11 protein-coding genes are annotated in these 15,565 nt (G+C 39.5%); 8 read left to right on the forward strand and 3 right to left on the reverse strand.

Going from position 1 to position 15,565, the window contains the following annotated elements; genetic code table 11:
• Window positions 1-49: 49 nt before the first annotated feature.
• Window positions 50-1,171 (reverse strand): IS1249 family transposase, encoded by a 1,122-nt coding sequence (locus ACGHIY_RS01040; protein ID WP_278452010.1) that lies wholly within the window; start codon window positions 1,169-1,171, stop codon window positions 50-52.
• 632 nt (window positions 1,172-1,803) lie between these two features.
• Here ACGHIY_RS01040 and ACGHIY_RS01045 point away from each other — a divergent pair.
• Window positions 1,804-2,166, forward strand: coding sequence for a hypothetical protein (locus tag ACGHIY_RS01045; RefSeq protein WP_008603073.1), 363 nt, complete (start codon window positions 1,804-1,806; stop codon window positions 2,164-2,166).
• Between the two features lie 120 nt (window positions 2,167-2,286).
• Here the strand turns inward: ACGHIY_RS01045 and bioB are convergent, their stop codons facing one another.
• Window positions 2,287-3,315 carry a biotin synthase BioB gene (gene bioB / locus ACGHIY_RS01050; RefSeq protein WP_278604517.1) on the reverse strand — a complete coding sequence of 343 codons (1,029 nt, stop codon included), beginning with the start codon at window positions 3,313-3,315 and terminating at the stop codon, window positions 2,287-2,289.
• Window positions 3,316-3,637: 322 nt separating this feature from the next.
• Between bioB and ACGHIY_RS01055 the strand changes: the two genes are divergently transcribed.
• From ACGHIY_RS01055 to hemQ, 6 genes are all read left to right on the forward strand, one after another.
• Window positions 3,638-4,909, forward strand: a complete 1,272-nt coding sequence (locus tag ACGHIY_RS01055) for a DNA repair exonuclease (RefSeq protein WP_315308252.1) — start codon at window positions 3,638-3,640, stop codon at window positions 4,907-4,909.
• Window positions 4,899-7,781, forward strand: coding sequence for an AAA family ATPase (locus tag ACGHIY_RS01060; protein ID WP_316584297.1), 2,883 nt, complete (start codon window positions 4,899-4,901; stop codon window positions 7,779-7,781). The genes ACGHIY_RS01055 and ACGHIY_RS01060 overlap by 11 nt, the downstream gene beginning before the upstream one ends.
• Window positions 7,782-7,943: 162 nt before the next feature.
• A complete protein-coding gene (gene hemE, locus ACGHIY_RS01065; protein WP_038125759.1) occupies window positions 7,944-8,987 on the forward strand; it encodes a uroporphyrinogen decarboxylase in 1,044 nt (347 codons plus the stop codon).
• A 4-nt stretch (window positions 8,988-8,991) separates the two neighbouring features.
• Entirely contained in the window at window positions 8,992-9,996 is a 1,005-nt protein-coding gene (locus ACGHIY_RS01070) for a ferrochelatase (RefSeq protein ID WP_316584284.1), read from the forward strand.
• On the forward strand, window positions 9,993-11,609 hold the full coding sequence (gene hemG / locus ACGHIY_RS01075) for a protoporphyrinogen oxidase (protein WP_008715265.1): 1,617 nt from the start codon (window positions 9,993-9,995) through the stop codon (window positions 11,607-11,609). Before ACGHIY_RS01070 ends, hemG begins: the two co-directional genes overlap by 4 nt.
• Before the next feature lie 229 nt (window positions 11,610-11,838).
• A complete protein-coding gene (gene hemQ / locus ACGHIY_RS01080; protein WP_038125760.1) occupies window positions 11,839-12,570 on the forward strand; it encodes a hydrogen peroxide-dependent heme synthase in 732 nt (243 codons plus the stop codon).
• Window positions 12,571-13,161: 591 nt separating this feature from the next.
• Here the strand turns inward: hemQ and ACGHIY_RS01085 are convergent.
• Window positions 13,162-14,499, reverse strand: coding sequence for an MFS transporter (locus ACGHIY_RS01085; protein WP_316584283.1), 1,338 nt, complete (start codon window positions 14,497-14,499; stop codon window positions 13,162-13,164).
• 359 nt (window positions 14,500-14,858) lie between these two features.
• Here ACGHIY_RS01085 and ACGHIY_RS01090 point away from each other — a divergent pair, with 359 nt between their 5' ends.
• Entirely contained in the window at window positions 14,859-15,545 is a 687-nt protein-coding gene (locus ACGHIY_RS01090; RefSeq protein ID WP_012863813.1) for a Crp/Fnr family transcriptional regulator, read from the forward strand.
• The last annotated feature ends 20 nt before the right edge of the window (window positions 15,546-15,565 follow it).

Below are 15,565 nucleotides of genomic sequence, written 5' to 3' on the forward strand. Positions count from 1 at the left end.
CTTATGGTAATATGTATGTAGGGGTTATAGGACAAAACGTGTTGGTACTTTAATCCCAATCATTGAAAGATAATTTGTCATAGTTATGCAAATCACCCCAAGAAATGGCATCCCCCCAAGTTGGAATTATGCCTTGAAGTTGGGCTCTTTCATTCATAGAACTATATATTGTAGAAATACTTGCATCAGTTGGCATTACCTTAAGTATTTCTTTTGCAGAAAGCGGTCTTGGTGAGTGTAAATAACACCACCAAAAGACCGCTTTTATACGTTTTTCTACAGACATTCCTCGATGGTAACGCAATAAACGTCTGAGTTGTGCGTTTACTCCGCCTTCAATAGGGTTATTAGTCCTCGGACATTCTTTATCCAACACCAATGTTTCATCTAAATATCGAAACATTGTCTCTGTATTAATTAATACCACTAGAGAGTTATAGGCTTTTAGTAATCGTTCATGCGTAGCTCTTAAATTATCATTACTATCACGTGTCATTTCATTTAGAAACTCTTTAAAAGTCACCCTCCAATTAAATAATCGTTGAATCCATATTTTTGCATCTTCCTGTGTTTTTACGTTATATAAATCGCTTGCTAAATCTTTTAACATAATGCCTGCTAATGTCTTAGGCCGCCTAGTAGTGTAACGATGTACTTGCCATACGGCATGAACAATACAACGTTGAAGCTTGGCGGTACGCCAAACTTTTTTTAATGCTTTTCTAAGACCAGGTCCACCATCAGAAACGACCACAATGGGGGTCGCTATTCGCTGCATAAGAGCTTGCCATGAGCGAGACTGTTCTGACCTACATAAATACCACCCTAATACATATTCACCATCATAACAGATCAAAATACAAGCTTTTTTAGCTAAGTAAATACCATCAACGAATACCACATCTCTCGAGGTTTCAATTTTGGGCGGCATAGGCCATATTTGCCAGAAATCAGCTATCTGTCTACGAAATGTACGGCCCTGCCCAGGCATGTCCTGTTGTGTTTCTTTACTAAATAACCAATTTAGAAATCGATGAAAACATTTAGTAGTATTATCAATAGTTTGTGTAAAGGTGATGTTACACTGCTTACAATGCCATCGTTGTGATCCAGCTTTAGTTTTCCCATATTTTTGACAAGAAAATCCACAATTTATACATCTTACCAGCATGATTATTCCCTCCACTTAGAACACGATTTTCTAAGAAGATATAACCTTATTGAAGCCAGTAAAATCAAGGGTTTTGGGACTTTTTACTAACACATTTTGTCCACCCTCTAAGTTTATCAAAAGAACTTAAAATAGCGATGGAGCCAGTAATTTACTGGCTCCATCGCCTATAAAACCAACACGTTTTGTCCTATAACCCGTATGTAGACTTAACAATATGTATAAGTTTATGAAGTAACGAAAAAAGGACTCTGTATAGAGTCCTTTTTCATGTAAGGGGAGTGTTAGTATTAATATCAAATGAAACATGTATTTAAACAAGTAGTAGGTTTGGGGTTAGTATTACTTGTCGGGAGATAAATACACGTACGGTAACCAGGGAATTGTTACCTCTATCTATCATTTGACATTATCATTATAGGAAGGGTAAATGAGTTAAAAATGAAGAAATTTAATAAATTTCTTTAAGTTTCTTATATTTGTAAAAAACATGGTAATTAATTTTAATTATTGTTGATAAATATGGGACAATTTTGGTATTATATAAAGGAGAAGTTGTATATTTTATAAAGGTTTATCCACATTAAGCTTTTATAAAATATACAGCTCAATAGCATGAGAGGGGCAGTCATATGAGTAAAATATTCACCATATTAACACTTTTGTGGCTACTCAGTATAGGGGGGACTACTAACGCAACGGACTGGTACTATGTTGGACCAGATGCATCAGGAAACCAATTATTTATTGACAATGACAGTGTACAGAAGAGTGATTACGATGCACTTTTGTGGCTGCGAGTTAATGAACTGGGTGGCGACGAATTGCGATATAAAGTTTATATCAGTAGATATAATCGAACCATGGAAACATTGAAGGTAGATGCGTACATGTCAGACGGGACGCCGTATGAGAATGTAGAATTTAATGAGAATCCTGAGCCCATTGCGGGTAACACAAATGGTCAAGCCATTTACATTTTATTATGGAAATAAAAGAACCATCTAGTACAGCAAACTAGATGGTTCTTTTTATGTGTAAAATATTTATAAAGCATTAGGGAATAATTTATATACTACATCCTCTAGATATGGAGAATGGTATATATGAGGCTTTTAGACTTGAGCTGTATTGCGAGTCAACTCCAAGTCTTGAATCATTTGGAGATCGTCTTGAGGTGAACGACCGCCAGTAGTTAAGTAGCCACCAACCATGATACCGTTTAGGCCACCTTTTAGAGCATAAGATTGTAAGTCCCGTAGATTTACTTCGCGACCGCCTGCAGTACGAATCAATGCATTTGGCAAGATGAAACGGAATACGGCGAAGGTACGTAAGATATCCAATGGACGTAAAGCTTCGTTGCTTTCAAATGGAGTCCCTTTAACAGGATTCAAAATGTTTAATGGCACGGAGTCAATATGTAAACGTTTAAGTTCGAACGCCATTTCTACACGTTGTTCTAATGTTTCGTTAAGGCCAAGAATGCCACCAGAGCAAACACGGATGCCTGCTTTTTGTGCATTATCTATGGTAAACATTTTATCTTCGTAGGAATGTGTAGTACAAATATCTGGGAAGTGACTAGGTGCCGTTTCGATATTGGAATGGTATCGAGTAACACCAACTTCTTTTAATTTGAGTGCTTGTTCGTAAGTTAACAACCCAAGAGAACAGCAGATTTCAAGGCCAATTTCGTTTTTGATACGGCCTAATACGTGGATGATTTGATCAAATTCATCAGGGTTATTAGTATTACGACCACTTGTTACGATGGAAAAACGAATGGCACCAGCCTCTTTAGCTTTACGTGCTGCTTGGAGAATGCTTTCTTCATCCATGAAAGGATACTCCTGAACGCCTGTGTTGTGGTGTGCGGATTGAGCACAGAATTTACAGTTTTCAGGACATTTGCCTGATCGAGCATTAACAATGGCGCATACATCCACAGAATTATCATTGAAATGTTGGCGAATTTTATCAGCCATAGCGAGTAAAATCATAGTATCATCATCTGAAGTATGAATTAGCTCGATTGCTTCTTCTTTTGTAATTTCGCCGCCGTTCATGATGCGGTTTGCAATGGTAAGTATTTTTTCGTATGTACCCACTTGGGATGGTTGTTGATCTATAGGCAAAGCCATAATAGCCTCCAGGAAATTGTTAACTTAATAAAAACATAATATATTGACAATTTGATTGTAAACGTTCGCACATAAATTGTCAACTTAATGCATGAATTGGTTAACAAAAAATATATTATGATTTATATTTTATGATGAAAGAATATGTGCTTATCTTATAATTTATATTTATTAATAGTTAAGAGAAGTTTAGTTTAACTATATCTTTTTGATGCTAAATGATAGTTATTTTTAACTTATCTTTAAGGTTTTGTAGTATAATAAACTATTGTAATTACTATATATAACTATAATAAGAATATTAATGGAGGAGTGGATATAGATGCAGCCGTTTCGATTTATACACTGTGGTGATCTGCATTTAGGGGCACCCTTTCAATATGCTACAGGTATTAGCAGCGCTGTTGATCGCGTTGTAAGTGAAGCAACCTATGTAGCCTTAGATAAAATTATTGATACTGCTATTACAGAACATGTGCATGCTGTCGTAATAGCTGGGGATATTTATAATAGCGAAGACCATAATTTAGAGGCTCAAGTCCGTTTTGTGCGCGCCATGTATCGCTTGGCTGAGCATCGTATTGATGTTTATATGGTACAAGGTAATCATGATCCTGCTGAAAGCTGGAGAGCGCAACTGCAGATGCCAGATAATGTCCATATATTTTCTAGCGAACAGGTACAGCGTTTCCCGCTCATCGTTAATAATATAGAAATTGGTGGCGTATATGGCATTAGTTGTGGTCATGGTAATGAAAGCGACAACTATGCTCGTCAATACAGAGCTTTTGAACGGGATGAGTTTTCCCTTGCTGTCATGCATGGTACTGTAGGTTCTAGTGTAGGCTCTGAAAATCATAATGTAACAGGACCTTGTAACTTAACTGATTTAACAGAGGCTGCCATGGATTATTGGGCATTGGGCCATATTCATAAATCTCAAGTTCTTAGCGAGGAACCTCTCGTAGTTTATGCGGGTAATTCGCAAGGATTGCATCGTAAAGAACATGGACCTAAAGGATGTTATCTTGTATCCGTATCTCATAATGGTCATTGTGATTTGAGATTTATCGACACCTGTGCTGTTCGATTTGAGGAAATCAAAATCGATATTGCTGGCATGCAAAATGAAACAGATTTCTTAGAGATTTTGCGGCATAAAAAAGAAAACTTGCGAAAGCAACATAAGAAAAACATCTTGCTATCCCTCGTTTTGTCCGGAACGGGACCTCTACATCGCCTATGTACGCAAGAGGAGATTCGAAAACTATGGTTGCAAGAGTCTCAAAATGAAGAGAAAGGCAAATCTATATTCGTTATGCCTTACCGTATTATTTCTAATATACGACCTAGTATTAATCTAGTTGAACGACGTTTATTAACAGATGTAGTAGGTGATTACTTGCGTGCTTATGACGATATGGTAGATGGGGATGCGATACAGACTGCGCGTCAAATCATGGGTAATCGTCCTGAATTTAAGCGCTTAGGCGCATATGCCGATTTATTGAGTGATGAATTATTGGCACGAGCTTTGAAACGTTGTGAAATTGAAGGTGTTACTGTGTTGATGGGGGCTAATGATGAACATTAAACGTATACGATTTGATGAATTTGGCCCGTATCGCGACTGGTCTTTCACCACGGGTGACAATGGGGTTCAACTCATGTATGGCCCTAATGAAAGTGGTAAAACATCCTTGCTCGAAGGGATGCGCACCTTGTTATTTGGCGGTACTCATAAGGCTTATGGCCCTATGACGGGGGCCCTTGATGTGGACCGTAATGGTGAAAGTTACTATATCGGTCGTAAGGGTAAGCAGTTAGACTTTTACAGTCCTGGTAATCCTGCCATCCATGAAGAGCCGGCTCAACATTGGTGGCATGGTATCGATAAAAAAACATATAACCGCATATTTGCGTTAACATTAGACGACCTACAAGGCCTTGATGTATTACAAGAGGTAGAGGTTCGTTCCCGATTCTTTGGTGCCGAAGGGGGAGAACACTTAGGTGGCGCTGTTAAGGATGTTGAAAAAGGGGCTACAGACCTACTTGTAGCATCCTCGAATGGTAAACGTCGCATCAATGTATTGATGGATGAGCTTAAAGAAAACCGCCAAAAGCTGAGTCAGTTAGCGGAGCATGAAGCGCAATATGTGGAATTACAAACCGTCTTTCACAGTACGGAGCAAACCGAAATGGAATTGCAAAATCAGTTGAAAGAATGGAAGGAATATCGGGATGGTATCGATGTAGTATTGCGTGCGTGGGATACATATCGTCGCAGTGAAGAGGCGCGTATGCACATGCAGCAGTATAATAGTGAGCTCGCCTTGAGTCGTGATGAGTTCCTACGTCTTGATGAAGAAATAAAACGGGCTCGTGACAATATGCAATTATGGCAGGAAAAGGAAGCGGCATTGATGCCCGCCAACTTTAGTCCTGATAGCCCATTTGGAACTTACGGCCAAGATATTGAAGACCTTATTCAACAAGGTGCTAAATGGGAGCAATTACGCCGTGAGTGCGAAGAAGGCGATGCGTACATCCGTAAGGTTAGAGAACAATTAGAGTTTTCACGCACCTTACATTCTGCGTGGCGTCACGATGAGCCAATGGCAGAAGACATTAATTGGTTTGATGGAGAACGTTTGGCAAGTCGTTTGCGCACCGCAAAAGAACAACTTTTACATTGGCAAGACCGCAAACCTGCAGAGGCTACCGATGAGGTGCCGACGGCGAACCTTGAAGGTGCAACTTTACCTAACTTTAGTGAAGAAGAATTAGCTAAAAAAGAATATTTAGAACGTGAATTAGATCGTATCTTAATGGATATAGATCAAGTAGAGGCTAGACGGAATAGTTATGGTTCAGACGCACAGCCCACAATTCTGCCAAAATGGCTACAACGCGTTAGTGGTATAGGTGCTGTTATAGCTGTATTGGTAGTATTAGCAGGCCTGTTGGTTCTTGAATCTGCATTATATACTATAGGTGGTTTTATTTTCTTGATTCTATCTATGGGGCTATTCTGGTATGCTACCTGGAGGCTTCATAATGGTAACTCTGATGTGTCTAAATTAAACTATGAGTTACAAATTTTATCTTCCCGTAAATCTGATGTAGAACATCAGCTAGAGGCTTTGATCAAGGCTGCTACACCTACAGTGAGCCCTGTACCATCCTTAGAAGGAGAGGCACATCTTGAGCGTTGGATTCAGGAAGGGCATACCTTACAAGGTATTTATGATGAAGCCCTCGCAGCATGGCAAAACTGGTTACCCCGAGGGGCGGCTAAGAGTCTCGATGAAGATGATTTCTTCGGCCTTAAGCAAGAGTATGATCAATATCATGAACAGTTACGTACTATTGAAGGTTATGAAAAACGCTTAGCAGAGCATAAAGAGGGCTTGCGCATTATCGAAGACCAAGCGATGGCTTTGTGGTATAACCTTGGAATAGAGTCACCAGTATCTCCTACGGAATTAAAACGTATTTATAATCAATATAAGAGCTTTCAACAAAATAAAATTGTATGGGAACAAAAGGAAGCACAACGTAAAAGCTTCCGCAATGAATACGATAATTGGCACCGCAAGGAAAAAGAACTACTCCTTCGCCAAAAAGAATTACTCCATAAAGCTGGTATGGAAAGTTCCAACGAGTATCGTCAACATCTTATCGATGAGGACCAATATAAACAGTGGCAAACTATCTACAAGCAAAGTCAGGTACAGCTGGATTTACTTGCTCCTGATGCGGAGAATAAAGACCTGTTCTATCGTCGTTTGCGAGAAGGCAACAAAGATAACTGGTTAGATGAATTGGCTCACTCTGAGCGTGAAATAGCCTCTATTGAAGATAAATTGGCTACCTTGTACGAGCGCCGTGGTCAAATCGTTGAAGCAATGCGTACACTTGGATCTGACCAGGAGCAACACCAAATGTTGCAAGAACGAGAGGCTTTACAAAGTGAATTAGAGTCTGCTCTCGAAGATTGGGCTACGCAAGTATTGATAAGCCATTGTATGGATAAGGCTCAACAATCGTATGAACAAGAAAAACAACCTCATATGTTAGAGCTTGCCTCCTCTTATGTTGAAAAACTAACTGGTGAGAGGTATACGCTTGATATTCTAGGCATTAATAAAGGGGTAGCACTTATCAACAATAATGGGGAACGACTAGAACTTAAATTTTGGTCTAGTGGCTTAGCTGATCAAGTGTACTTGTCATTACGACTCGCCCTAGCTAAGGTATTCTCTTATCAAGTGGAGTCCTTACCGATTATCTTGGACGATATTCTTGTGCGCTTTGACGAAAATCGTCAACGTAGTGCTTTAGAATTATTGGCTGAGCTTGGGAAAAATCAACAGATTTGGCTCTTTACTTGTCAACGCTCCGTATATGATATGGCTCAATCTATTATGGGCATCGATTGCCATAGATTGAGTCGTAGTTAAATCAAAGTGGTAATGAAATAATAATCCCTGTGGAGGCATATGCTTTCACAGGGATTATTAGGGATTATTAAAGAATAAATAATGTAAGTGATTGTAACTAAAGTAACTGTTTTAGTTACACAAGTGTGTTAGTATACATTTAGAACGAAAGGGGTTGGGTACTTGAACACAGCATATTTGGACATGATCCAAGGAAAGAACCCTGGTGTAACGCCTGTGTGGTATATGCGACAAGCTGGTCGTAGTCAAGCGGAATACCGCAAAATCAAAGAAAAATATACTTTATTTGAAATTACAAAAGAACCTGAGCTATGTGCTCGCGTTACGGAATTACCTGTTAAGGAATACGGCGTCGATGCGGCGATTCTCTACAAAGATATTATGAGCCCCATGGTGGCTATGAATGTAAATGTAGAGCTCAAGGCTGGTGTGGGGCCTGTATTTAGCACGCCTATCCGCTCTATAGCTGATGTGGATAAATTAGAAACCTTTGATCCTACAAAGGTAGATTATATTGCGAAAACGATTACATTATTAACTTCTGGTATGCTCGACGTGCCGCTCATTGGTTTCTGCGGGGCACCGTTTACTATTGCGTCCTACCTTATCGAAGGGGGTCCAACAAAGAATTACAATAAGACTCGCGGTATGCTCATCGGTGCTCCAGATATGTGGAATGCATTGATGACAAAACTAGCGGACATGTCCATTGCGTACTTGTCCATGCAAGCCGAAGCGGGTGCTAATGCACTTCAAATCTTTGACTCTTGGGTAGGTGCTGTTAATGCAGACCAGTATAAACAAGGAATTTACCCTCATATGGAGCGGATCATAAAGACTGTGAAAGCTAAATATCCTCATTTGCCAATGGCCATGAATGGCGTTGGTACGGATCATTTGGTGTCTATTTGGTCTCACTTGCCTTTAGATGTCATTGCCCTTGATTGGCGTAGTTCCATCGTTATGGCAAACGAGCGCGGCGTAACACAAACGGTACAAGGTAACTTAGATCCGGCGTATTTGTTCGGAGACGAAAAAACATTGGCCCGCGAAGTGGATCGCATCTTGCTCGACGGCGTTCGCTATGGGCGCCATATCTTTAATTTAGGTCATGGCGTATTCCCAGAGGCAGATCCTAAAAAACTTCATTGGCTAACGGACTATGTGCATGAACGTAGTCGTGAGATTTGGACTCAAGAGAGGTAAATTAGTGAAAGTAGAAAAAAAAGGATTATTATTCCTGTCTTATGGTAGCCCTTTAAGTAAGGATGATTTAGTACCCTATATGACGAGCATTCGTCGTGGCCGTGTACCAACGGAAGCAGAGATTACAAATCTCACTAAGCGTTATGATACAATCGGTCAATGGGAAAATATTGAGCTCCAAACTATGGCAGAGTGCCAATATAAAACCTTGCTTACTCTGTTGCCAACTATGCCTTCCGCTATTGGTTTTTTACATATGAAACCATCCATTGCAAATGCGGTTGACTGCTTAGTCCAGCAAGGAGTGGAGCATATTATCGCTATTGTAACAGCTCCATTCTTCACCGCTCTCGGTACTGGAGCTTATGAAAAACAAGTGCAAGCAGCCATTTCAAACTATGATAATGTGACATTCGACTTTATCCGTTCATGGTGGGATCAACCAACTTTTAAGGAATACTGGGTAAAAGCAGTTTCAAAGTGTGTGAATAATGATAAATCAGAATGTGTAGATAGTATTAACGCTGATTGTGTGAAAAGTGTTAAATCAGCGTATGTAGATAGTGCTAAATCAGAGTGCACAGTCTTAGATGCGGACGGTAAAAATGTATTCGCTATTTTTAGTGCTCACAGTATACCGCTCATTAATAATCATGGTGGCGATTCGTACGCGTTAGCGTTAGAGGAAAGTTCTAAAGAGATTGCTGAATATTGTAAATTACCGAATTGGACTGTGGCATGGCAAAGTGCGGCTCCTCATGGCCAATGGTTGGGCCCTACTGTAGAGGATGCAATCAATGAAGCTTTACAAACTGGTGCTACTCGCATTGCTTTTGTACCATTTGGATTTGTAAGCAATCACGTTGAGGTACTGTACGATAATGATGTGGAGTGTAAAGAACTCGTTGAAGCAAAGGGCGCAACATATATGCGTGCACCCATGCCAAATTGTAATGAAACATTTTTACAAGCAATGGCGAGTGCAATAATAGAAAGGATTCATTCGTGAACGTAACAATTGTGGGCGGTGGCTTAACAGGGCTAACAGCGGCTTATTATTTAGGCCATGCAAAGCCGGAATGGACCATTACTCTTTACGAACAAGCACCACGATTTGGTGGGAAAATACAAACGCAACGTGTGGATGACTTCGTAGTGGAACTCGGTCCTGACTCCTATTTGGGGCGTAAAACAGAAATGACAGATCTCGTGCATGATCTTGGACTAGGTGATACCCTTGTGTCTAATGAAACAGGTCAAGCCTTTGTATATGATAAGGGCTCTATCCACCCAATTCCGGGCGGCTCCATCATGGGCATTCCTACGGAAATGATGCCCTTTGTGAAAGCAACGCTCATTTCCTGGCCTGGTAAATTGCGTGCTGGCTTAGATTATTTTAAGAAACCATACCAACTCGATGAAAATGGGGATGTATCCATTGGTCATTTCTTCAAATACCACTTAGGACAAGAAATGATGGATAAACTCATCGAGCCTCTATTAGCTGGCATCTATGGTGGCGATATTTATAAAATTAGCCTATTGTCGACATTCCCTCATTTTATTCAAGTAGAACAAAAATATGGAAACATGGTAAAAGGTATGATGGCTGCTAAGATGAGTCACTCCAAAGCGGGTGTCTCTAAGGCCGCCAAAGGGGCTGTTACTGAAGGTGATGTGCCTCGAGCTGGTAAAGGAACCATGACGGACCGTCAATTTGAAAGTCACGAAGCTAAGACTAGTCAAGATACTTCTGCTGGTAATAGTGTAAACGGCTCTAGCCATGTGACAAAGACTAGTTCTAATCATCAGTCTGCAAAGGCGCAAGCGGATATGGAAAGTAGAAAGGGTACTGCTGCTCAATCTGGTATGTTCCGTCAATTGACAGGCGGCCTTGAAAGCGTTATTACCGCTATCGTTGAGGCCATGCCTAGTAATGTACAGTTGCATACAGGTGCACTAGTTTCTGATATTCGGTATGTTGATGGTGTATATGCAATAGATGTAGCGAAGTCGTGTAACGATTCTTGTGGCTGTCAATCTACGGCAGAACATGTGATTATCAGTACGCCGCCGGCAACATATACTCAATGGTTCAAGGATGATGCGGGTTTTGATTTCTTGCGTTCTATGGAGCAATCTAGTTGCGCCATTGCTATCATGTCTTTTGATAAAAGCACCTTTGATGGTGATTTAAAGGGATCAGGTCTTCTCATTACTCGTAACACGAATACACCTCTTACAGCGTGTACCATTCTTAATCAAAAATGGCCACAAACTACGCCTGATGATAAGGTAGTGTTGCGCGTCTTCATCGGTAAGCCTGGTAATGATGTGGTAGAACGACTCAGCGAAGAGGAACTTTCAGAATTGGCAGTCAAAGAAATTCAACATATCATGGGTTTTTCTGTCAAACCTGAATGGGTACGTATCAATCGTCTCATTCACTGCATGCCGCAATATAATGTAGGTCATCGTGCAGGGATTAAAGCAGTCCGTGAACATGTGGCGGAACATTATCCAAATTTACACCTCATCGGTACGCCATTTGATGGCATTGGTATTCCTGATGGTGTAAAACAAGCAAAAGAACTCGTAGAAAAACTTGTGAATGACAAGTAAGATAGTGACTTGCTTAAAAGAGTTAGTATAGTATTAAGAGGCATAGGATTATCTTAGCCTAAAAGCAGTAGTTTAGTCTTAACTAAAGAATATACTAATAAAAAATCTCAATAGAAACTAAATTGAAAAGACTCTATATGCTATAATAGTAAGTGGAGTCTTTTGATTTCCGTAATTATAGATATACATTATTATTTTGATATAATCACCATAGATAGGAGTGATCATAATGGGAAAAGCAATCCCTACAGTAGAAGGTTGGCATAGCCAACACATGGTATTCGCCATGGATTTCAGCGCATGGAACTGTTTTACAGAGGATGAAAAAGTAGCAGCGCGCAATGAATTAAAAGCATTCTTAGCTGACCTTGAAGCTAAACATCAAGCTAAAGAAGGTAGCTATGCATTCTATGATTGTAATGGAGCAAAAGGGGATTTAATTCTATGGATTCTCGGCCCATCCCTTGAATACTTGGCTCAAGTAGAACGTAAATTCCGTCGTTTAGCTATTGCAAGCGTGTTGGTGCAAACTTATTCTTATACTTCTGTAACAGAAGTAAGCACCTATGTTAAGGCCAAGTTAGATACAGAGGAGGTTAATCAAAAATTATATCCTCATGTACCTCGCGATAAATATATCTGTTTTTATAATATGAGTAAAAAACGCGAAGGTGATGACAATTGGTTCATGTTACCACCGCAAGAACGCGGTGCTTTGATGAAAGCTCATGGTGAACTTGGTAAAACATACTTGGATGTATTATCTGAATTCACTACTGGGGGCTGTGGCCTAGACGACTGGGAATGGGGCATTACCATTTTCAGCAACGACGACATCCAATTCAAAAAAATTGTATATGATATGCGCTTTGAAGTTGCCAGTGCAAAATATGGTATCTTCAGCGACTTCTACGTTGGTACCATCATCGATGATGCACTACTAGAAGAAATCTTTGGATAATAAAAAAGGGACTGCGTTGCAGTCCCTTTTTGTTATTATTTAATTCATATATATCGATAAATAACTGCTTATTGTATCGTATATTTCGTTCGATTTATAATGTTCTTAAGGTAGTCGGCGAGGTTGGGTCTCTCAAAAAGCAAATAGCCCTCCGTTACCAAGTGTAATTAGATAAACAGAAAGGCCATTTCCTAGATAATTAGTTTTTGAGATGCGCCTGACGTTCCTACTCGTCTGACTATCTATTTATATTATAGAGATAAAGATATATATCGTCAAATTAGAATGAATGGACTGCTTAGCAGTCCATTTTTCTTCCCTCAAAATGAAGGCTATAATTTTGAATAGAAAATTTGCTGTACGCACTGTACTGTGTAAAATATAATTCACTATATTCGATTATCTTATTCATAGCTATATTTTTATAAAAGAGAACCCCGCATCGATCCGACTTACGAGGTCAAGGGCCTAGGCCGCAGACCTGATAAGTATGGAGGAAAGATGCGGGGTTTCTTTTGTCACTTAGTTTATGAAAGTGAATTATATTTTGTAGTACCGTCGAGTGAACGTAAATTTTCTGTTTCCAGAAAATTATACGTTCATATTTGCACCTTTACGCACATAGAACCAGTAGCACACAGATACAGTTACAAGGTTGAACGCAAGTAATACAGCAAAGGCTGGGTGAATATTGCCGAACATGGAATATACAAAGCCGAAGATTTTAGGAGTAATGAAGGCACCATATGCAGCTACAGCGGCTACGAAACCTGTAATTAAAGAGGAGAGCAATGGATTGCCAAATACGTGTGGAATCATACGGAATGTTGCGCCGGTAGCAAAACCACAGCATACAAAAGTTAATACGGACATTGCAAAGAAGAATGGGAAGTTGTGCATATCTACACCAACTGCAATTAATGCGGTTGATGCACATAAGCCGATAAGACTAATAAAGGTAACTTTTGTACCACTATTGATTTTATCTGCTAACCAACCACCCACAGGACGAAGGGCACCTGCTACGAGTGGACCTACAAATGCGATAGAAGCAAATGGAATTTCAGGGAATTCTTTGCCTACTAATAGACCAAGTGCTGCTGCGTAACCAGAGAATGCACCGAAAGAACATGTATAGAGCAATGTTAGCGCCCATGTGTGCTTGTTACCAAAGATTTGTACAAGTTTTTTAGGATTTGGTTTTTCTAGTGGTAAGTTATCCATGAAACGTGTCATAAGTGCAAGGATAACAACAAGTGGTACAATCCACATGAAAGCCGCATTGGCAAGGTATACTGCATTACCTTTGATGATAGCTGGTGTTACACCAAATACACTACCTAAAGCCGCAGATCCCATAGCAAATGGAGCTAGGAAGTAGATTACAGAAATGCCAAGATTACCAACGCCACCGTTGATACCAAGAGCTGTGCCTTTTTCAGATTTAGGGAAGAAGTTACCAATGTATGCCATAGAGGATGAGAAGTTGGCACCTGCTAAACCGATAAGGGCTGTTAAAATCATAAATGTCGCATAAGAAGTTGTTGTATCTTGTACAGCAAAGCCGAGCCACACAACAGGAACTAATAAGATAATTGTGGAAATAAATGTCCAGTTTTTACCGCCTAACAGTGCTGGCATGTATGTGTATACAAATCGCAATGTGGCACCTACTAGGCCTGGTAAGGCAGCCAATGTAAATAATTGATCAGTAGTAAAGTTAAATCCAGCGCTATTTAGCTGAGCCGCAATGGTTGCCCATAAGTACCAAACACAGAATGAAAGTGTTAAGGCAATAGTGGATATAACGAGGTTTTGTTTAGCAATTTTTTTGCCAAACTTTTCCCAAAATTCCGGATTCTCCGGTTGCCAATTAGCCACGATTTCGCTGCGGCTTGCACCTACTTGAGGCATTTTTAGTTCGTTCATTTTGAACTTCTCCTTACTGTAACAACTATACACGTAGACAAGAAAAATATATAAGATTATATATAGTATATATATATAAATAGTAAAATCTAAAGAATTTCCATAGAAAGCATTCGATTTACTTACAAAACTGCGTTATAATTATTGTAGCATTAATATTTTTCAATGTCTTACATCACAGATATATTATATAGTGTAATTTTTTTTGTGAATGTGATGTAAAACACACATATTCTGAAATTAATAAGTTATAATAATCATATATATACGAAAAAGTATATAGTATACGTACTTTTACTATAAATAGATTAGTATAACTAATGGATTTTGTTATAAAAGTACTGTGGAGTGATAATGGTATGGATCAAAAATTAATTAACCAATTGCTTGCTTTGCCGGGTGAGGAACTACATCTTAAAAAAGGTGATTTTCTCTTCCGTGAGGGGGACAAGGCAGAATACTTTTACGTAGTAGTAAAAGGTAGAATGAGCATTAAGAAGTTCGAAGCTAGCGGACACATTTTTGCGTTGCGTTTAGTAGGGCCGAATAATGTAATTGGTGAGGTTCCGTTGTATGAGGAGAACACTAGAACATATGTGTTCAACGCCATTGCTCGGGAGGATTGCTCTGTTTATTGTATACGCTATGATGTGTTGGAAGGGGCTATTGCAAAAGACCATTCATTGGCTATTGCAATGATGAAAATCTACACTTTGCATATGCGTCGTCAACAGGCAAAATACCGGGACTTGCTACTTTACGGCAAGAAGGGAGCATTCTATTCTACCTTGTTGCGCTTAGCCAATAGTTATGGTGTAAAGCGCGAGGATGGTATCTTTATTGATATTGCCCTAACAAATCAAGAATTGGCTGAGTTTGCTGCCACATCAAGAGAAAGTTTAAATCGCATGTTAAGTGAGTTACGTAAGTTAGGCTATGTAGCCTATGACAAACACCATCTAGTAATCTGTGATTTTGACGCTTTAATCGGATTACTTGATTTAGAGGTTGATAGTATTGACCCTAATATTAGTAATATCGAATAACAGGATTTTCTCCCTTGTGT

It is taken from the genome of Veillonella parvula (genome assembly GCF_042850485.1).
Lineage (GTDB): Bacteria > Bacillota > Negativicutes > Veillonellales > Veillonellaceae > Veillonella > Veillonella parvula_Q.